The sequence below is a fragment of the Aureisphaera sp. genome (assembly GCF_059726885.1).
Genome location: NZ_AP041051.1, coordinates 2,019,299 through 2,041,149 on the forward strand (window position 1 = coordinate 2,019,299; position 21,851 = coordinate 2,041,149).

13 protein-coding genes are annotated in these 21,851 nt (G+C 39.0%); 5 read left to right on the plus strand and 8 right to left on the minus strand.

Going from position 1 to position 21,851, the window contains the following annotated elements; all coding sequences use genetic code 11:
• Positions 1 to 225: 225 nt before the first annotated feature.
• From AC6JAD_RS08735 to AC6JAD_RS08755, 5 genes are all read right to left on the minus strand, one after another.
• Positions 226 to 1,527 (minus strand): RagB/SusD family nutrient uptake outer membrane protein, encoded by a 1,302-nt coding sequence (locus AC6JAD_RS08735; protein ID WP_461305350.1) that lies wholly within the window; start codon positions 1,525 to 1,527, stop codon positions 226 to 228.
• A gap of 12 nt (positions 1,528 to 1,539) precedes the next feature.
• Entirely contained in the window at positions 1,540 to 4,707 is a 3,168-nt protein-coding gene (locus AC6JAD_RS08740) for a SusC/RagA family TonB-linked outer membrane protein (protein ID WP_461305351.1), read from the minus strand.
• Between the two features lie 275 nt (positions 4,708 to 4,982).
• Complete coding sequence (locus tag AC6JAD_RS08745; RefSeq protein ID WP_461305352.1) at positions 4,983 to 5,330, minus strand: cupin domain-containing protein; 348 nt, start codon at positions 5,328 to 5,330, stop codon at positions 4,983 to 4,985.
• A 52-nt stretch (positions 5,331 to 5,382) separates the two neighbouring features.
• Entirely contained in the window at positions 5,383 to 7,404 is a 2,022-nt protein-coding gene (locus AC6JAD_RS08750) for a polysaccharide lyase family 7 protein (protein WP_461305353.1), read from the minus strand.
• A 104-nt stretch (positions 7,405 to 7,508) separates the two neighbouring features.
• On the minus strand, positions 7,509 to 8,783 hold the full coding sequence (locus AC6JAD_RS08755; protein ID WP_461305354.1) for an Nramp family divalent metal transporter: 1,275 nt from the start codon (positions 8,781 to 8,783) through the stop codon (positions 7,509 to 7,511).
• A 518-nt stretch (positions 8,784 to 9,301) separates the two neighbouring features.
• On the opposite strand from AC6JAD_RS08755, the gene AC6JAD_RS08760 reads away from it, so the two are divergent.
• The gene (locus AC6JAD_RS08760; RefSeq protein ID WP_461305355.1) at positions 9,302 to 10,435 is read left to right on the plus strand and encodes a hypothetical protein; all 1,134 of its coding nucleotides are present in this window, start codon (positions 9,302 to 9,304) and stop codon (positions 10,433 to 10,435) included.
• A gap of 216 nt (positions 10,436 to 10,651) precedes the next feature.
• Complete coding sequence (locus AC6JAD_RS08765) at positions 10,652 to 11,692, plus strand: hypothetical protein (protein ID WP_461305356.1); 1,041 nt, start codon at positions 10,652 to 10,654, stop codon at positions 11,690 to 11,692.
• Between the two features lie 362 nt (positions 11,693 to 12,054).
• Here the strand turns inward: AC6JAD_RS08765 and AC6JAD_RS08770 are convergent, their stop codons facing one another.
• Both AC6JAD_RS08770 and AC6JAD_RS08775 read right to left on the minus strand, forming a co-directional pair.
• A complete protein-coding gene (locus tag AC6JAD_RS08770; RefSeq protein ID WP_461305357.1) occupies positions 12,055 to 13,701 on the minus strand; it encodes a T9SS type A sorting domain-containing protein in 1,647 nt (548 codons plus the stop codon).
• Between the two features lie 296 nt (positions 13,702 to 13,997).
• Positions 13,998 to 15,053, minus strand: coding sequence for a T9SS type A sorting domain-containing protein (locus AC6JAD_RS08775; protein WP_461305358.1), 1,056 nt, complete (start codon positions 15,051 to 15,053; stop codon positions 13,998 to 14,000).
• A 313-nt stretch (positions 15,054 to 15,366) separates the two neighbouring features.
• On the opposite strand from AC6JAD_RS08775, the gene AC6JAD_RS08780 reads away from it, so the two are divergent.
• From AC6JAD_RS08780 to AC6JAD_RS08790, 3 genes are all read left to right on the plus strand, one after another.
• A complete protein-coding gene (locus AC6JAD_RS08780) occupies positions 15,367 to 17,463 on the plus strand; it encodes a RecQ family ATP-dependent DNA helicase (protein ID WP_461305359.1) in 2,097 nt (698 codons plus the stop codon).
• Between the two features lie 138 nt (positions 17,464 to 17,601).
• Positions 17,602 to 18,759 (plus strand): DNA-processing protein DprA, encoded by a 1,158-nt coding sequence (locus tag AC6JAD_RS08785; protein ID WP_461305360.1) that lies wholly within the window; start codon positions 17,602 to 17,604, stop codon positions 18,757 to 18,759.
• A 210-nt stretch (positions 18,760 to 18,969) separates the two neighbouring features.
• On the plus strand, positions 18,970 to 20,133 hold the full coding sequence (locus tag AC6JAD_RS08790; RefSeq protein ID WP_461305361.1) for a pentapeptide repeat-containing protein: 1,164 nt from the start codon (positions 18,970 to 18,972) through the stop codon (positions 20,131 to 20,133).
• Positions 20,134 to 20,155: 22 nt separating this feature from the next.
• Here AC6JAD_RS08790 and AC6JAD_RS08795 read toward each other — a convergent pair whose 3' ends face one another.
• Positions 20,156 to 21,847 carry a DUF2207 domain-containing protein gene (locus tag AC6JAD_RS08795; RefSeq protein WP_461305362.1) on the minus strand — a complete coding sequence of 564 codons (1,692 nt, stop codon included), beginning with the start codon at positions 21,845 to 21,847 and terminating at the stop codon, positions 20,156 to 20,158.
• Positions 21,848 to 21,851 lie beyond the last annotated feature (4 nt).

Sequence of the window (21,851 nt, forward strand, 5' to 3'; positions counted from 1 at the left end):
AACAATTGGTTAACCAAATAGAACACTATAAAGTTAACTAAAACTCGTATAACAATATTAGTTGCTCAAAACATTTTTGGTTGTCAATTTTTCAAGGTTTAAAGAATTCTTACTGGCCCGAATTAGACCAGTAAGAACTAAAACACTATCTGAGAACAGGCTAATCAAATATGTGCTAATGGTATGATTCTCATCAAACTAAACTTTATTGCCTGTTTTGTTTTATTAGTATCCAGGATTCTGGGTTATTACCCCGAAACTAGACGATATTTCTGAAACTGGGATGGGAGCCAATAAATAGTTCGCATCTCCGAACCCTAAAACAGATTGTGCAGTACCGGTTCTAACAAGGTCAAACCACCTATGTCCTTCAAAGGCCAACTCCAATCTTCTTTCATCGGCAATGGCCGTTCGGACTTCGGCTTGTGTGGTTGAAGTTGAATTGGCCAAACCTGCTCTAGTTCTAACCTTATTCAATTCTGTCAACGCAGCCGAGGTACTTCCGTTTTCATTTAGTGCTTCTGCATACAATAATATGACATCTGCTAATCTGAGCTCTATCCAGTCGTGATCAGGACCATCTGTTTGCTGAAATTTTGGAGAGGCTAAAGTCTCCTCATCAATAGTTACTGCTCTTCTTAAATCTCCAGGGCTAGCATCAAAAGCCGCAACTAAAGAAGCATCTAATGGATCCAATGCTTTTGTGTCAAGCCCGAAAGACCATTCCCAAAATTCGGAAAAACCGTATTCATCGACTACCGAACTAGATATTTGAGTTGCAAATATGACTTCTGAATTCAGATCATTTGCAAATCCAAAAATATCAGCGAAGTTCTCTTGCAAACTAATACCAGCACCAGGAGCAGTATTTACAACGGCCGCTAGATGTGATTCTGCATTGCCAAAATTCCCCATATGTACATATACTTTACCCAATAATCCTTGGGCTGCGATTCTGGAGGCTCTTCCATTTACAATGTTATTGCCTAACATGGATATCGCATCTTGCAAATCGGGGATGATCACGTTATTGTACACTTCTGCCACAGGGCGCCTTACTAAAATAGAGGTGTCTGTTGTACTTGGTTCAGCAGAGAGGTTAACGGTCGTGTCACCAAACATTTGTACAAGTTTAAAATAAGACAAAGCCCTTAAAAATTTGGCTTCACCTATTTGAGTGCCATCCGAAGAATTTTCAATTACATTATTAGCACTTAAAATTGACTTGTATAAAGCTGCGTAGAATGGTCTGAAAAATTGATCATTCATATCCAGCAGGTCTCGGTTAAATCTATCAAATGCTGGATAGGGTTCTTCCTCCATTAAAGCATTGTCAGCTCTAAAATCTCCCATTACTGCCATTGGCGTAACGGAGGCGTGCTGATAGAAATACGCGGCGTTCAAAACTCCGCTAAAGTCTGTCAAAGACCCTGCACTAGCTATATTTGGAGGGAATTGATCTAAATCGGTACTACATCCTGCCGTTAACAGCAATGATCCTAGTAATAATATATAAGCTTTTTTCATGATTTCCTTATTTTAAAAATTAACATTTAAACCAAACGTAAAGCTTCTAACGATGGGACTTGCACCTACTTGTACCCCATATGTAGTGGGTCCTAGGTAACCTCCATTAGTAGTCTCTACACCCTCTGGATTAAAAGAGGTATAATTATCTGCCCATAGATATAACAAATTAGTACCTGCCAGATATACTCTCGCCGAATCTATACCTACTTTGCTAACCAAATTTGGATCAATTGTATACCCAATGGTAAGGTTTCTTAAAGCTACATAGGATGCATCTTGTATTGTAGCGTCTGTTTGATCTCTTGCCCTCGTATAATGGAGTCCATTGGCATCTGCAATACCATTATCATCAGCGTCAAAACTATCACGTAGTCTTCCTCCAAATTGCGATTGCCAATAAAGTGGGTCTACGTTGAAAACTTCCCCGCCTTGGGATCCTTGAAATTGGAAGGACATATCGAAAGCCTTATAAGTCATAGAACTGTTCATACCCCAGTAAAAATCCGGTGTGTTCTGTCCTATTTTAACATAATCGTCAGTGTCAATTTCACCATCACCATTTTGATCTACTACATAATATTCTCCACTGGTAGCCCCTAGGGTTCTTGTAGGATCAGCTACGTGAATCATTTCAACTTCCCTAATGGTTTCCAATCCCCACATTTCTCCAATTTCTCCACCTATATAATTCCTGAATTCAGGACCTCGACCACTCTGACCGTAAATGGTAGGAGGTAATTCATCTAGACCACCGAGGTCTGTAATTTCTGTTTCAACTGTGGATAAATTTCCACCTATATTCCATGAGAAATCTTGTGTCTGAATAATGTTTGCGGATAACTCAAACTCCAAACCAGAACTTGTAACATCACCAGAATTAAGTACAATAGATGTAGTACCCAATACTTCGGAAACACTCTGTCGAATTAAAATGTCCTCAATATCCGAAGTATAGTAGTCTACGCCTAATCTAATACGGTTGTTTAGGAACCCTAAATCAATCCCGTAGTTGGTCTCTGTATTGGTTTGCCAAGTCAAGTTTGGGTTGGCAATATTATCTGGGATTATAAATCCATTCCCTAGAACTGTAGCTTGAGAGTTTAAAAGGCTCAACGCGTCGTATGGTCCTAAAAAGGCCGTAGTTCCTAAAGATCCATAACTAAACCTTGGTTTTAATTGAGATAGAAGGTTCGAGTTAAAAAAGGATTCATTGTGAACGTTCCATCCTAAAGAAAATGCTGGGAAGGTGGCGTATTTTTTATTTTCACCAAAGCGGGAATCTCCGTCCCGTCTTACGGATGCCGATATCAAATAACGATTGTCATAGGCATAGTTAATTCTTCCAAAAATACTCTGTCTATTAATCGTTTCGTCCCTTTCTGTTGTGGTGATATCTGCGGGATCTAATAAGTTATAATTTCTAATGTCGCTAAATGGCACATTGGTACCCTGTAGCGAAAGTCCAGTAGTGTAGAAATTTTGAAATTCCACTCCAACTACCGCAGAAATATCGTGCTTGCCGATCTGTTTGGTGTAATCTAGGGTAGTGACACTTAACACTGAAGTTCTCTTTACATCCGTTTCGTCCAAGTCGGTTTGATTGGTACGCGCCCTAGAATCTGCCTCAAGACCTTGATAATAAAAGTCTTTAGTGTCATTTAGGTCCCCACCGAGAACAGTCTTTATATTTAATCCTTCAAGGATACTGTACTGTAAATATGCATTGGCATTGACGAAATAGGTCCTTTGTGTTCGCTCTGCATTATCAAGCTTTGTTGCTGGACCTGCGTCCCCTGAACCTCCAATACCATTTCCGGATCGTCCATAATGCCAGTCTTGGGCCGTATCGCCCGGTTCTAACGTATATATACTGTTGTTGAAACCTGCTGCGGTACCACCTTCGCCTCCTCTATAACCCTCATCAAACGGAGCTAGTCCGAGTGCTTGGGCTTGCTGGTCCAATTGCTGAACAAAAGCAATGGACTCTGCCGTATGGTAAACGGGATGAACACCATAGGCTCTTAAGAGATCTCTCTGGTCATGTGCTAAAATTGCTCTATCAGACGTAAATCCGTTAATACTAATCCCTGTCTTAAACTTGTCGCCCAGCTTGGCATCGACGCTTGCACGAGCATTGACTCTTTCAAAACTTTGGGTAATTGCGATACCCTCTGTGTTTAGGTAACCAGCCGAAGCAAAATAATTTACGTCGTCGGTACCACCACTCATACTGAAATCATGACTGGTTGTATAACCTGAACCAAAAAGCCACTCTTCTGGACTTATGGCACCAGGTGAATTTCTATAAGCGTTAATTCTATAATTCAATAAAGCTGGATCCACTTCAGAAACATCCCAGGAACCATTGGCTATATTGGTCTCAATAGTATTTGCCCATTCACTGGAGTTCATAAGGAGGTTATCCTTTTGATACTTATTTGAGATACTTGTGAAATTGTTATAACTAAAACTTGCTGCACCTTGTTTTCCTTTTTTAGTGGTAATCAGAATAACACCATTAGCTCCTCGAGAACCATAGATTGCAGCTGAGGCGGCATCTTTTAACACCTCCACACTTTCAATATCGTTTGGGTTAACAGTTGCTAAATTTCCTGAAATAGGATAACCATCTACAACTATAAGTGGGCTTGAATCCCCTGAAATGGATGAAGCTGCCCTTATTTGAATTTTGGGATCGGCTCCGGGTTCTCCACTTTGATTTTGAATCAGGACACCGGCCAATTTACCCGCTAATGCATCGTCCACTCGATTGGCCTGAATAGCAGCAACCTCGCTTCCTTGTACTTTCGCGACGGCACCGGTTACATGACTCTTTTTCCGGCTACCATACCCAATGACTACAACTTCTTCCAAAGTGTCAGCGTCTTCGACTAAGGCTACGGAAACTGAAGTTTGACCGGTTATTGAGACTGTTTGGGTGACGTATCCTAAATAGGAAATTTCCAGTACATCACCATTGCTTACTTGAATTTGAAAGTTCCCTTCAAAATCTGTGGAAGCACCGGTTGAGGACCCCTGAATTACAATATTGGCACCGGGAATACCAATTTGATCTGTAGCCGAAACTACTGTACCTTCCAGATTATAGTTGTCTTGCGCAACAATAATGCTACTGAAAAGCAAAATAATTAAGGCTAGCTTGGATTTTAAGCTCATAATTGAAATATTTTAGGTTAGCAAATGATAGGAGCCTAAAACGACCAGTACGCGCCAAGTAATAATTAAATTTATTATCTTTACGATACATGTTTTGTTAAGCTACTACATGTGTTGTTACTTCCCTCTAAAGAAGTAATTGTTTAAAAGGATAGGCGTACACCTGTCCTTTTTTTGTACAATTTAATTTGGTAAACCAAACTGGTAAACCAAATTGGTTTACCAAATATATTAACTTTTTGTTAACTCACAAATAATTTGTGCATTATTTCCTGTTATTCCATAAAATCTTCACGGATAGGACTGAACACATCTATTAAAATGCCGGATTTAGTACAAATTGCACCATGCATTACATTGGGAGGAATATAGAACGCATCGCCTCCTTTAACCGTTTTCGTTTCATTGCCAATGGTCAACTCGAACTCACCACTTTCTACATAGGTAACTTGTGAATGATAGTGCTGGTGCATGACACCAACCCCGCCCACATCGAACTCGACTTTTACGAGCATGATCTTATCGTCATACCCCATAATTTTACGTTTGAGACCTTCCCCTACAACTTCCCATTCAATGTCATCACCAAATAAGAATTCTTTGCTTGCTCCAAATGTTTTCATATACTAATGCTTTTTATAAGTTTTAAAATATGGTCCTTAATTTCTTTTAATTCTATTTTTCGGGCGGCGTACCTGGACCTACAGTTGCTTCCCTAAACCAAACTTCGGTGTAGCAGCCATTTTCATATTGCTTGGCAATATCACCGCCATAAGTTTCGGCACCTGCACACCAAACCTTATTCGTTTCAGGATCTTTTCCATTGGTTTGGTTGTATGCGCCTTGTTTAAAATAATTTAATTCTCCACTATAGGCAATAGGCCGTTCTGTTCCGTCTTGCCCTATAGGCACAAATAATTTCTCTACCTGAGCTGGCAAGTCCGATCGATTTACGTACTCTGAAGAGATTAGATTCTTTGTAAATGTTTTCGTTTCGTGCCCTTCACTCTTAAATGTGAGATACATGATGCCTTCGTATACATTTACCTCGTAACTGAACTCTTCACCTAATTCAATACCATCAACAGGCTCCGATGGATAGTCATCCTTACTTTCTCCAATAACAGACATATCGTAACCCCAAACGGCCGATGAGTAATCCCACCTGCCGGAGTTGTCGTCACCAGCTGTATTAATTTCATAATTCCAAAAGACTGATCCCTTACTTTGACCGGGGAATTTTTTATAGAATATTTTCAAGGGCTCATTTTCGTGTCCTTCACCACTATGAATTTGGCCTACCACTGTTGAGTAAGAGGCCGCAACCCTAGCATCTCCCGAAGTGGAAACTTGCATTACCTTGCAGGTACCTGTTAGTTTACCTCCTTGTTCGGGCGTCCATTCCCTTTTTTCGTGTAACTCTGTCCTTGTATTGCTGGAATTTGGTGAGGTGACTCCCGAATTCGGTGTTTTATAGACCACCCAACGCCTTGTTCCATCTATTACCGTGTAGAAAAAATCTTTATGCTCGAACTCGGTAATATCCTCGACACTGGTTCCATTGCCCATTAAAATTTTAAACTTGTCCATAAAGGGAATTACCTCATGGGGGTACACCGTTTTTGCACTTAAGCCATCGTTTGCCTGAAAATATCCTGCATTAGATATGGCGTCATCACTAATACTAATGTTTGCCGATTTAAACCATACTTCGGCGTAGTTTCCGTCCTCATATTGTTTTTGAATATCACCATCATGCGTTTCGGCACCAGAACACCAAACTTTATTTACTTTGGGGTCTTTGCCGTTAGTTTGGTTGTAGCACCCCAACTTAAAAAAGAGCCCCTCGTCCGTATATGCCTTTTCACGCTCCAGGCCATCTTGGCCTATGGGGACAAATAATTGATTGACTTGTTCTGGGATGTTTGCGCGTTCGGTATATTCTGACGCGATAAGGTTTTTTGTAAATGTTTTGGTTTCATGTCCTTCACTAGTGAATGTTAGATGCATGACTCCTTCTTTGATTTCGACTTCGTAACTGAACTCTTCTCCCAAGGCAATGCCATCTTCAGGTTCTGGCGGATAAGTCTTTTCATCGGGTCCAACTACAGAAAAGTCATATCCCCAAATAGGATAGGAATAATCCCATCTTCCTGAGTTATCATCGCCCGAGGTATTAATTTCATAGTTCCAAAAGACAGATCCTTTGGTATGATCTGGAAATTTTTTGTAAAATATTTTAAGCGGTTCGTTCTCATGTCCGTCGGCACTATGAATCTGGCCAACAACGACAGAATAGGTGGCCGCGACGCTGGCATCTCCTGTGGTGGCTACATTCATGACCTTAAGGGTGGCGTTCATTTTGGCTTCGGTCATGGGCGACCATTTCTTTAGTTGTGCAAGTTCGGTCCTGGTATTGTTGGAAGTACCATGGGTGTTTCCTGCATTTGGTGTTTTAAACACAACCCAGTCCCCTTTGTCATCTTTTGCCGTGTAAAAGAAATCCTTATTCTCATAATTGGTTGCCTGACCTACGTTAGAGCCATCCCCTAAAATTAAATTCCAGTGTTCGAAAAAAGGTATAATGTCGTTGGCGTTACTACCTATTTCTACATTTTCAGTTTTGCTTTTGGCGTTTTTATTCTCGCATGCCGAAAGTAATAGCAGCGAGCATACGATTAAGGCTATATTTTTCATAAGTAATACTTGTTTTGGTCTTATGTGTGTTATAATTTTTAAAAACCTATTTGTCCGTTTCATTCGATATTTAATTAATAGATATGCTGGAAATACTTTAAGGGTTATAGATATTCCAATAATGCTAAAATTCCATTATACGAAATGACCAGTGAAAAGAACAGGGCTCCGTATAAGCCAAGATGAACGGTAAGTCCAGTTTTATGACCTTTCATGACCTTCTTTTTACGTATCATTAAAATAATTCCTAGGATTACCAAGGGAAGCACAAATACATTGAATACCTGGGTTAGGATTTGCATTTCTATTGGATTTGCTCCAAAAATTGGAACCGTGAGTGCTACTAAACATGCAATAAAAGTGATAATCCGAAATTGTCGAGAATTTGTGTCTAGGGTGCCCGATTGATAATCTGCCAGCAACAATGGCGCTATTAACAAGCACGGAAAAATGGAAGATAATCCAGCACTTAAGGTTCCGAAAAAGAAAATGGCAACTGCTAGGCTACCAGCCACTGGTTCAAGTGTATTGGCCATATCCAACACTTTTGTTACCGGTTCACCTTGTTGAAAGAGAGCACCGCTGGCGACCGCCATTACCGAACCACTAATGATGAATACCAGAACAGCGGCTATGATGGCATCTTTCTTTTGTTGTTTTAGGTTTGCAATGGTCCATCCCTTACCTTTTACGAATAGGGGCCGCGATAAAAATGTCGCTGCTGCCATGGTGGTTCCCACGAAAGCTGCCACCATCATTTTACCTCCGGGGACATCGGGAATGGTTGGTATTAACCCTTTGGCAACATCTGAAGGAAGAGGGTACACAAAAAATAGGGAGATGATAAAAGATAGGCCCATAAATGATACGAAAATGATCAATAGCTTTTCGAAAAAACTATATTTTCCCACTAGCATGATGGCATAGAAAATAGCCACTATGATAATGGCAGTGATAAGGACGGTTTCGTATTCATATGCTCGTAGGCCATCAAACTTAATCGCTAGAATTTCAAAAATAATATTAGAAGATATACCTAATATGCCCATTAGGGAATTCCATTGACCAAAAGAAATGCCTACTATGATCAATATGGCCAGAATCTTTCCGCCTTTAAGATGTTTTTTAAATCCGTAGAGTGCGGTTTCACCAGATATAAGTGCGTAATTCCCATAAACATACATCAAGATCCCTGAGAAGACACAACTCAACAACAACACCCACATTAACTGCATTCCGTAGGTGCTTCCAGCTACGATCATAGAAGTAACACTACCTGTGCCAATGGTATAGCCTATGGCAAAAATACCTGGGCCAAAACTTAGCACTAAAAGGATTAGTTTTTTGAGAAGGGAGGTTTGTTTGGTTTGGTCTTTCATAAATTGGTTAACCAGATTGGTTTACCAAATATATAGATATTAGTTTAACAGACAAGTTTTTTGGCTGCAATTTTTTAGAATGCGTGGTTTTGCTGAATGTAAATAGTATATTAAAATAGGTGGGAATAGGGCAAAAACACCTTTTAAAGAAAACATTACTTCTACCAATATGAACCTATAATCACTATATAGCTTCTAAGTCTACAGGAGAACTACGAAACCCTTAGGGTTTACAAACTCTGTGGGTTTTTTGATTTAGGCGGGTTCAACATAAGTATAAAGATTAGTGGTTTATAGGTTTCAGTGCTAGGCTCAACAACTTTCTTAAATCAGCATAATAAAAAGACAACGTGGAAAATTGATGAAAGAAGACTTTATTGAAATCCTAATTTCATTGGCGGAGAATTAGATATATTGTGCCAATACGATTAAAATATATAGTTACCTACAAATAGGTATTTCTACGTATTTGTAACTGGAAAAGGTATTCATAAATTTCATCGTCAAACGATCAGATTATGAAAAACTTATACCTTATTCTATTCAGCCTTCTCGCCATAAATTGCTTTGGCCAAGAGACATTTTATAAGAACTACAAAATCAGGAATTTCATTGATTTTTTAAATGATGGTAAGCAGACTTACGATTATGATAATTTATTAAATAACCAGAAAGCTAAAATTAAGTTTCTATCGCGCGAAAAATGCATTATTTACAATGACTTGCCCTCAGATGAGAAGGATAAAATTAATGATCTATTAAAACTCATTGAAGATGGAGTTTTACCCAAAATAGAATTGAAAGACTGTTCTGGAAATATCTTGCTCATTGATAAATCCAATTTCGATAAAGTAAAAACCAAAAATCTGATAGGTGTTAAAGTAACAGTAAGAGCCAAAACCTTTGGTAGTGATAAGGATAACAGTAATTTTTATAGGGCAGGGTTGTTAATGGAAAAAAATAGACTTTACGTGAATTTGTGGCCCTTCAAGGAAAATAGTCGTAATAATGATAAACAAGGGGAATCGGGTATTTCAGTAAATGCGAGTGACGATTCAGGTGAGGTCGATTTGAAAGCAGATACTAATCTAAATAAAAGTAGAGAAACAAGAGAGGTGCTTTTCTATGAAATACCTGATGATCACATGGCTATATTCAGATTTACGGAATTTACCATGAATGCCATTACAATTCCCTTAAAATATAGATTTAGAACTAATAGAGATGCCATTAACACTAATGAAAATGAAATGGTCGAACAAATAAGTATTAGTAGTGAGGAATTTAGCACCTCGATAAATATAGCTTTGTTTGGGGGTTACAGCTGGGGTAAAACCAAATTTACTCATCGGAAAAAAATAGGTAATAGAATTAAAAACAACAAGAATACTATAGGAGCTTTTCTAGGTTCAAGTGCTGTAGAATTGAAAGGTTCAAATACCAACATCAGAATTAATCAAGTTCAAAGTGACCGTGAAGGGACAATTGGCACGATTAGTTTTGGTATTGGTTACGTAAAAAGCTGGAATAAGATAAGTTTGGGAGTTTTTTATGGGATTGACAAAGGAGTGGGAAGAGTCTCAAAGAATTGGGTATATGATGATCGACCATGGCTTGGAATTGGATTAGGTTATGATCTATTCAAATTATAGCGATTTTGTTTCTCTTTTTCATTGGAAATACAAGTGTTAGTTGTCAATTTTGATTAACCTTATAAAACTCCCCATCAAATAAAATTCAATGTCAGTTAGATTGTGATTTAGAGGTGACATCCAATGCTACCAGAACTTTTAATATGACCAGTTTAACTATCGGATTAGAAACATTGGAATTAGTTATACCAGATTAAATTAAATCCACCAAATCAAATGAAAACTAAAATCACGATTACTTTATTTATCGCTTTATTTTACAGCGCATTGGGGTTTGGACAATTGATCGGGGAGAAAGGAGAATTGAGAGTTGGTCAAGGGATAAATAGTCCAAACGGTCAATATAGATTGCAACTACAGACAGATGGAAACCTAGTTATTTATAAAAAAGTAGGAAATCAATTTAGTGAACCTATTTGGAGTACCAACACCCATGATAAAACAGCCTCTATTTTAAAAAACCAAGAAGACGGAAACCTAGTTCTATATGGCAGCAACAACAATGTTCTTTTCAGTACTAGCACGCATAATTTCCCTCATACTAGACTACAATTTCAAAACGATGGTAACTTGGTAATTTATGGTTGGGGCGATGAAAACATACCTGTTTGGGCATCTATGCAAGGGCATTTAGAAGAACATAAAAGAATAAGAGAATTAAATTTTTCGGAAATAAAGATGCCCAGAAAAGAAATCTATGAATTAGGCAATGATAGAGGCTGGAAAAGAGTGAATGTCTCTGTTAATGGTAATGGATATTTATATTTAAGCGGGACATTATATAACAAACGTAAAACTGGTTTTCATTCCCGAATTAAAGCAATAATTAAAGATGAACAAGGAAAAAATATTGCCGAAATATTCTCACCGCCATATGCAATAAATGGTGAGGATTTAGATGGTAGGACAGAACACAGAAATGTGAGTGAACGAATAAAATTAAATAATCGTGTAATGCGCAAAATAATGGCAGTCGGAAAGTCTATTGAAGTACATTACGAAAGAGTAAGAAAAGACATAACAATACCATCACCACAACCACTAAGTGGAAGATATACCGTTAAAAAACAAGGTGACAATATTATTGTTACTAGTAAAAGAAATGTAACTTTTAGAGTACACGAAAAAAACACATATGTTCCTTACTATCAAGTTATAACTAATTCCACTAAAAATCTCATATTATCAAAAAATCAATGGGCTGAGGTTTGGATAAACGGCAAGCTATATTTTGATGAAAAACTTGTCAATTTTTAGTTTGAAATACATTATGAAAATAATAAAAGCCAGTTGCCAACAATGTATAACCGCAATTATGGCGGATTCGACTACGTCCGAATCTACTCGGAATTGCTAAAGTCAGTACTAAACCGAATATTAACGCATAGAAAACCGTAACTGGGTTATACCAGACCGTTTACGGCAATGATCCAGTAGGTACTCAAAATCATGCACGCTGTGCGCTTCTCTTTTGCTCATAGTAATTTCCAAAACGACTTCAAGCAAATCTAAAAAGGTAAAAAGACTTTTTTGTTTTGATTTTTGTCCGAAAATATCTAATAATCAGACAAATAGATTTGCAATAAGAACACATATTCGATATTTTCATTGAAAACAAATTACACTTTCATAATCTTTTTAGTAATGATGGTTCCGCCGATGGTTTCTATTTTCAGAATATAGACACCGCTTGCGAGGTTGGCTGTGTTTAGTTCATTTTTATATGGTAGGGTACGCACTTTCATTCCTGACATGGTAAACAAACTAGCTTCTTTAATTCTAGATTCCCCTATGTTTATAAATAAAACATCTGTCACGGGGTTGGGGTAGATTTTAATGTCTTCTAGCGCTATATCATTGGAGGATAATGGATCTTGATACTCAAACGCTCCAATATCAATGTTGCCGATAATGTTTTTTGCCATACCATCACCGTGCTCAAGATATTCATAGAGCAAATCGTGATCGGGTAAATGGATGGCAGGGATATCGGTACCAGCATCAATTAATGGCGAACTTTCCTGTAAGCCAAAATCCTGATTTCCCAGATCCCTAAATAATGGGTCGGAGCCTTCAAGATTATTGCCTTGGTCGGTAACGGTACCGGATGGTGAGCCATTATGTGAATGTACCCAATTCACTTTTATCCAATTATGATACAAGTTTAATGTTCCCGTGTCATTAATCATGGCCCAGGTATTACCGCTGTTAGTCGTATACATTACATTATTGAACGCATCCATGGTTTCGTCTTGGCTGGAGAGGCGCACCAAGGTGGTATTCGAATCTCTAGTGGAAATAACCGTATTATTATAAAAATAAAAGTTGCCCTTTCTGTATTGGGATGTTGTTCCGCTATCGCCTCCATAATGTACGATTTGCGAATTTCCGGCCCCATCGGGTTCTATAAGGATGTTTCCGTAAGTATAGGTGGTCGAATAGGAAGGGTGATTGTACAAAGCAGATGACCCGGAATCAACAAGGTCAAGTTGTCGGTTCCCGCTTTCAATCCAATTGTATCGTACCACAAGCCCTGCAGATCTATCTTTAAGGTTATTGCCAAGGGCACCCGCCCTTAAAGGGCCAAACCTATTGTACTCGTAGGTAATTCCCAGGGCTTCGGTATAGGTGTTGTGCTCAAATATGCTTCCCACAATACCATTGTCATAGATATAATTGTTGGTGATGAGAATGTCCTGTGTATCCCCGCCATTTGCTCCAATAAAAATCCCATTTCCTGAATCATGAATGATACAGTCCTCTATGATAATATGTTCTCCCTTTTCTATATATATGGATGCGGCATTGCTGGAATACGTGTCTGTCTGCCCATTGTCCCCGGTAAAGTTATAGGCGGGTCTTACAGATCTTAACTCTAGATTTTTAATGGTAATATAGCTTGGCAGACCATCGGACGGGACACTGGAGCCACCAATTTTAATGAGTCCCCTGGATTCATTCCAATAGTCCAAATATAAAGGGGTTATCGCCCCATCTCCGTCAATGATGGGCTTTTGACCTGCAGGACCACTTACACCTATAATCTCAATTCTATTAGATTCGGTTCCTTGCGCATTTATGACCCATTTTTCATAGTAGGGGGTGTCGCGCCAGTGAATATAAATCCTATCACCGGCTTGTAAGGCATCCCACGGTGCTTCAGAAATAGTTGCCAGTGGTTGCCCTGGGCCTATATGATAGTCGGTGGCAAAAACAAATACATGGGCAAGTAAAAAAAAGAGTGGGGTAAGATAGTTCCGTAGCATGAGTGCATAATTTTATTAGGTTTTGTTACGGTGAGGTTGGGGTAATTAAGACGTATACAGATGTTATTATCCATTATATTTTAATGGATAAATTGGCCACTACATACTGTATTCCTTTCGGAAAAAGGTCTAGGACTACTAGTTGCAGGAATCCATACGTCTTACTAAATATAAGACTTATTTGTTGATTGACAGGTAAGACGTCACCAACGGGGCCTTTTTTTAATTAATCGTAATGGCATGCACCACAGTTATATAGGGGTGAATAGAGGCATGCCCTTATTGGATACCCTACATTATCGAACCATCAACTTCTCAAAGAAAATTCCCTCTTCTGTTGTTATTTTAATCAAATAGATTCCGCTTTTAAGTTCATTGCCACTAAGGGAAAACGACGCACTTCCCGTGACAGCGACTCCATCCATGAGTGTCGTTATCTTCTTTCCGGTAATATCATAAACTTCCAGTTTTTCCATTAGGGATGTACCTAGCTCTATGGTAAACCTATTAGATGGGCCCATAGGATTGGGGACAATGGAGAACCCTTTATTTTTTTTTGGGCCAATACCCAATGTAGAATTATCATAAAATATTACATCAGAAAACATGGGTATGGCTATAATGTCCGTTGCCTGATTGTAACCTATGTCTGCCGGAGAATTCAAGCTAGGAGTGGGGAGGACTTCACTCACGGAAAAGTCACTGTTGTATTTTATGATTTGATCGGGGTTCCATGAAGAAACGTAATAATTACCTTCGGCATCATCGTCTATCCCATCTAAATTGGTAATGCCGGAATTTATAATTAGGGAAACGTCTTGTGTAGTGATGTCCACTGCCCGAATGGCCGCATTTGTCCCCCAACATACATAGATAAGTCTATTGTTGGCTGCGTCGTAAATGATTCCGTTGGGCGCATTAATGGTGTCTGCAACAAATTCGGTATAGCTAGGATTTGCAATATCCGAAACATCCACCGCATAAATTACCCGGGTGGTGAAGTCTGTAACATATAAAGTATTGGAGCCATCATTGGTCAATCCGTTTAAGAACGGCGAACCGGTAATGGTTAATCGCATTACCTCATTGGTGGTGGCAAGATCATAGCCGGCAATGTCCATACCATCTACGGCAAATAAAATTCCGTTGAGCACCTCCATGCCCGTGTTGGCCGAAGCGGTGCCGAAAAAGCTGAGGTTTCCATTACCGTCGTCTGCGATAATATTGTTTCCGTTAGAAACAAGCCATTGATTGTTGACTGGATCGTATTCTGCGCTCTCTGCATTGGTATAGGTTTGGCTATGCAGTGTGAAAGAGGCGATTAAGATAAATAAGGTATAAGTGTGTTTCATGATTGAATGTTTGATATACCAAATATAAGGAAGCCAGAAAACCTTCTTCTTCTAATTTATAAATGCGGAGAAGAAAATTTTAATGGTAACAGCGCACGGCAATGACTGCGTTTGCTTAAGTGTACATTCATATAGTAAATATACAAATAGATTTGAGGGTGGGACGGGGAATTTGTCACAGCCGGGAACAAAATATTTTGTATATTTATATTGACCCAGAAGTATTATTTTTTCATAATCTTTCCCCATTAAAATATCTCTACTGTCAGTTCTATATTAGGATAAAGTTTATAATCTACAGTGTAAATGTAATATGGATAAGAAAGAAGCAATCACTTTATTACGTAAAGCAGTTAATATCCCAAATGCTAATTTTCGAGATGGTCAGTGGGAAGCTATTGAGAAATTGACTGTAATAAAAGAAAGGTTATTAGTTGTACAGCGGACTGGTTGGGGGAAAAGTTCGGTATATTTTATAAGCTGTAGAATCCTGAGAGATTTAGGAAAAGGCCCTGCCATAATTATTTCCCCTTTACTTGCTCTAATGCGCAATCAAATTGAGGCCGCAGAGAGATTGGGTATAAAGGCTGTAACGATTAACTCAAACAATTTCGAGGATTGGCAGCAAATTCAGGCTGAGGTTTTGAATGATCAGGTTGATGCAATCTTAATATCTCCTGAACGCCTCGCAAATGATAATTTTGTTGAAAACATATTGTACCCCATTGCAAATAGAATTGGAATGTTTGTGGTTGACGAAGCTCATTGTATTTCAGATTGGGGACATGACTTTAGGCCAGATTACAGAAGAATAGTTGGTTTATTAAATGTTATGCCTAAAGGAATGCCAATTCTTGGTACGACTGCTACTGCAAATGATAGGGTAATTAGTGATATCAGAGATCAATTAGGGGGGATTGATGTACTTCGTGGAGCATTAACGAGAGATAGTTTAAGTCTTCAAAATTTATATTTAAAAGATCAAGCCACTCGCCTTGCATGGCTTAAAGAGAATATTCCCAAATTAGATGGTAGTGGAATTGTATATGTCCTAACCAAGAGAGATGCAAGGAATGTTGCTCAATGGTTAAATGATTGTGAGATAGATGCTGCGCCCTATTACTCTGGAATTGTAGACGATCATTTTGAAGATTCTGCTTTATACAGGTCATTTCTGGAGGATTCTTTATACAATAATGAATTAAAGGTTTTGGTTGCAACCACTGCTCTAGCAATGGGCTATGATAAGCCAGATCTAAAATTTGTAATTCATTTTCAAGCACCAGATTCAATAATTAGTTATTATCAACAAGTTGGGCGAGCAGGTAGGGCTATAGAAAGTGCTTATGGGATATTATTATCAGGCAACGAGGATGCAGATGTTCACGAACATTTCAGAGATTCGGCTTTCCCTCCTGAAGAAATTGTCATGATTATATTGGAGGCTCTTGAGGAAAATGACGGTTTATCTGTTCCAAAAATACAAGAACATTTAAATATAAAATATGGTCAAATAGATAAAACTCTTAAGTATTTAAGAGTAGAACAACCGTCGCCAATCGTTAAGGAAGGTTCTAAATGGAAACGTTCTGCTACTGCATTTACAATGAACACTGAAAAAATTGAACGTTTGAGTTCTCAAAGACTAATGGAGTGGAACACAATTCAAGATTATATTCGGACAGATGATTGCTTGATGGTATTTTTAAAGCGAGAACTAGATGATACAAATTTGACCAAATGTGGTAAATGCGCCAATTGCCTTGGACGATATATTTTTCCAAGTGAAGTGTCCCTTGAAAATACTGTGGACGCTTCCATTTTCTTAAAGCATTCAGAGTTTGATATTTTGCCAAGAAAAAAAATTGCCTATAATGCATTGCCCGAATATAATTGGAAAGGTAATTTGGTTGAAGAATTACAGGCAGAAACAGGTAAAGTTCTGTCAAGATGGGGAGATGCTGGTTGGGGACAAATAGTAGTTCAAGATAAGCGTTCAGGTCATTTTAGAGATGAATTGGTAGAAGCCGTGTACGAGATGATAACTAAAAGGTGGGAGCCTGAGCCTTTTCCCGAGTGGTTGACATGCATTCCTTCTAAACGTCATCCTGAATTGGTGCCTGATTTTGCCAATCGATTGGCAAGAAAATTGGGAATCCCATTTAGGCCGATAATTATTAAAGTTATTGAAACTGCACCCCAAAAAGAGCAAGAGAATAGTTTTCATCAATGCCATAATTTGGATGGTGTTTTTCGTATTGATGGTGAAGTTGAAAATAAACCCTTATTTTTGGTTGATGATGCAGTAGATTCGAGATGGACATTTACCATTGCCACGATATTATTAAAAAAGTCAGGATCAGGGCCTGTGTATCCTATAGCTCTGACATCAACATCTGTAAGCGATTAGAATAAATTGATTTCTGAGAGAACAAAAGCCATATTACTTTTAACTTCTTATTTTACTAAGGGCTCCACCAGTAAAAATGATAAGCCTTTGTCCTTGTTAGAATGGAATAGAATGGTCAGATGGTTGCAGTCGAAGCATTTGAAACCCGAAGATTTGTTATCGAAAGACTTACACTCTTTTTTAAATAATTGGAATGATAAGTCAATACCTAAGAATAGAATTGTTACCCTTTTAGACCGTAAAATGGCTCTGGCGATTAAATTGGAGAAATGGTTTAAAGCTGGAGTATGGATTATAAATAGGAGTGATTCGGAATACCCTGAAAGTTTAAAAGGTAAGCTTAAGGATAAAGTGCCTCCAATTTTATTCGGCATTGGTGATAAAAATTTGTTGAATTATAATTATGTTGGAATTGTAGGTTCCCGAAATTGCTCTGAAAACGATATTAGAAATACTATAGATATTGCAGGGAAATTACATTCGCAAGGGTTCGGTGTGGTATCTGGAGCTGCAAGGGGTGTAGATGAATTTTCTATGACGGGTATTTTGAAACTAAAAGGTTATGCATTAGGCGTTGTTGCTGATGGTTTAATAAAAAAATCTACTTCATCTAATTATCGCAATCATATTCTAGAAAGACGATTGACTTTGATTTCACCATTTAATCCTGATGCTGGTTTTAATGTTGGAAATGCGATGGGTAGAAATAAACTAATTTATGTTCTCTCCCAGGCAACAATTGTTGTAAAATCTGAAACTAAAGGGGGTACTTGGGAAGGGGCAAATGAGAATCTAAAGAATGATTGGGTTCCATTATGGGTTGTTAGCCCCAATAATGATGATAAAACTACAAAAGGGAACTATGAATTGGTAAAAAAGGGAGCTCGATTTTTACAGAGTCAATTTAATGTTTCAGATATTATTAATGCTAAAAGTAAGTCAACTGATTTTCAAGGCACTTTATTCAGCATTTCTAATGAGAACAATGAAGATGGGATAAAAAAGGTTCAAGTCAAAAGAACTACTTCATTATACGCAAATAATTATAATTCAGGATCTTACAAAATTAAAACCAAGATTCGGGATATTTCATTTTATGACCTTTTTATTCATAAGTTGTCAATTTACCTTAAAGATGATGAGTTAGGTAAAGAAGAACTTATTGAGCTTTTTGAATTGACTCCGAAGCAGATAGATGATTGGTTAAAGATTGCAGTAAAGGATAAGTTATTGTTAAAAAAGACGCGGCCAGTTCGGTATCAAATGAATACAAAGGTTAACGCTAATATCGAGTAAAGTAGTCATCAAAAATTATTTTATCCAATTCACTAGAAAATTCCATTGACTATCATATTACGATACCAAAGATAGATTATTTTGTACCTTTAAAATCTCCCCTTTTAATTTCAGTAAGCTAAACTATTGCAGTAGCTTTAGGGTATTGCTATAGCCCTAACTCAAAATAAAGAAAACCGAATTATTCGGGTAACCATAAACGTTTGCCCCATGCAAGACGAAAAAGAAAAAACCACAGACGATACCGAAACCCGTCTGGAAAAACTGGAATTAAAAATACTGGAGCAGGAACACAGGATCATCCCTGCCTTCCTTAACCTCTTTAAAAAGTGGAACAACAAAAAAGAGCGCATTGCTACCGTACGGGCCTTGGCTTTTGTGTTGTTTTCCTCCGGTACCGCCACCGCTATCGGCATTACCATTACGGCCGTGATGGGAATTATTATCGCCAATCGAGCCAATGAGATCTTGGATCGGCAAAACGCCCTTATAGACGACCAGAATACCTTTACCGAGAACCAGACCTTTCTGGAAGAGTCCACACGTAGGTCGGCCCTTACCTTCGAGCTGAGTAGTATACTTGATAAAATAGACGAGGAGTTGGATTTACAGGAGGTCGCCAATCCCGAGCTCATCCATGCCCCAAACCGGCAATTGTCCTCTCGCTTAAATGGGCGTATCATCGCCCTGAGCAATTCGTTAAAACCCTACAAGTACTTGGACGAAAACGGCGAATTGACCCGGCCTTTGAGTCCGGAACGGGGCCAGTTGTTAATTTCCATCGTAAACTCCTACCTGTTCACCGATTATATGCAGTCTAAAATGAACTTTTCCTATGCCGATCTGGAAGGGATCGATTTGTTTAAACAGAATGCCTCTTATGTAAACCTATCCCAAATGAATTTAAACCATGCCAACCTACGAGGCGGTAATTTTTATGGCGCCCGGTTTGTCTCTACCAATTTGGCGTGGGCCGATCTGGAAAACAGCATGATGCGATACACCAATTTATCCTATGCCAATTTAAAGAAGGCGAACCTCGAAGGCTGCGATTTCGAAGGGGCCTACCTGCCCAAGGCAGAAATGTTTGCCGGGGCCAAGATGGACAGTATCGAGTTGCGTTTTAATACGGTGCTGGATCCCTTGTGGTTGGATAAGTTTTTTGAACTGCCCAATGCCCCGAAGAATTACACTAGGGAGGATTTTAGCATTACCAAGGACCGGGAGCGGGATTATTCGTTTTTTCCGGGTATCCCAACAACCTTAGATACCACTACCCGGGTGGTGTACCGCATACGGAACGAAAAGAAGCCATCGACCGCAATACGTCTTAACCTGGATAACCCAACCTTGTTCTACGTACCACAGAATTAGGATATGTACGATGGGAGCTTGGCTACCAGCTTCCTCCGCCGCCGCCGCCGAAGCCACCGCCGGAAGATCCGCCGCCACTACTTCCAGAACCACTACTGGATGGAGAGCTTACCATGACATTGCCTGCGGAACTCATGCTACTGTTAAAGGAATTTGAAAAACTATGAAAGCTATGATGACTTCCCGAGTGGTGGTACCAGTCCGGAGGTGGAATATTTAAGTCATCGAATTTCTTGGACCATTGCTTAAAGGAACCAAAGCTTAATGCATAAGCCATGGTAGATTCAAAATATAGCGGGCTTTCCTTAATGAGCATTTTCAGTTTTCCTTCTTCGGCCGTCCTAATAAATTGTTTGAACCCTTTTAGTTCGGAGAGCACTCGGGTGCCATGCCTGTTTTTCTTGATCATAAAGGAATTGAAGATTAATAGGGTAACACAGCTAAAAAAGCCAACAATGGCAGCCAAGAATCCCCAGAAGTAAAAGAACAAGGGCACAATTACAAAAATACTCAGGACAAGGCCAAAGGCCATCCAGCCTAACACTTGCTTCGATTGAGGCACATAATACCTTTGGGCCGCTTTCTTTAATAAGCTTTTGGCACTGCTCATCTTACTGTGAAATTTATTACGCAGGCTATTCACTAGCACTTCTTTGCGACCACTAAATAGGCCATTGAAGATTTTACGTTCGTAATGAGGACGTCCCATGGGAAGTTCCTTTAGTTTAATGAGTTTGGTATCGTCTTTAGCGAAAAGCCCTTCGTTTTCTATATGCTCAACACGAATAAGACCTTGGGAGCCCCAATAGGGAATGAGTGCAATTAAATCTTTGGTATCGCTTCTATCATTTATTAGAAATCCGGCCATGGCAGGATCCATATTTTCGGGAGGGTAATAGCTGGTAATGGCAGGAGCGGGGTCATCCTTGCCATGCCTTTGGAAAACAACGAAAAAGACCATGCCTATAAGGCCCAAAAATAAGGTCCAGCCGTACTGGCTCCAGAAGGGCCACGCAGGTTTTATCTCGGCAATGCTATTGGTAGGCAAGTTTACCAATACAGTTACTGCATTCCCATAATGCGAAACGAATCCCGGTTTGGATACCGCTGTAAAGACTCCATTTTGTACCGAGGTGTTAAAATCATCTGTAGGTTCGGTAAATCCTTCAGGGCCTGCATACAAAAAGGTGTCGGAGTCATCAATGCTTACGCCTTCGGGCATATGCACACGAAGGGTCATGTCCTGAAACGGAGCATACCATTGGGTGGGTTTTAAGTTCCAATAAAATCGTGTGGCATCATTTTCATATAAATAGGCATAATCTACCCGATACCGAATTTCATAAAAGACATCTCCATCAATAGTTTTATTGGGATCCCCAATTTTTATTTGAATGTAGTTGTTGAATCGCTGCTCGAATTTGGAAGAAACACTGAATCGATGCCCCGGTACTTCTATCTCGCTAATTTCTATCTGCCGTTTTTCCTCTGTACCGTCCTCAGTGAGCAGATCGTATTTGGTTTGAATATTCCGTAAGATACCATGTTTATCCATGGTAAAGAACACATCGTATTTTTCAACCACCTCGAAATACCCTTCTTTATTCAAATAAACATCTACCTCGTAGGCCTCTACGGTAAACCCCTGTGCCCATACAGTGAAGGGAATTAGACCAAAACAACTCCACAGTATTAATTTAGAAAAGAACTTCATAGAC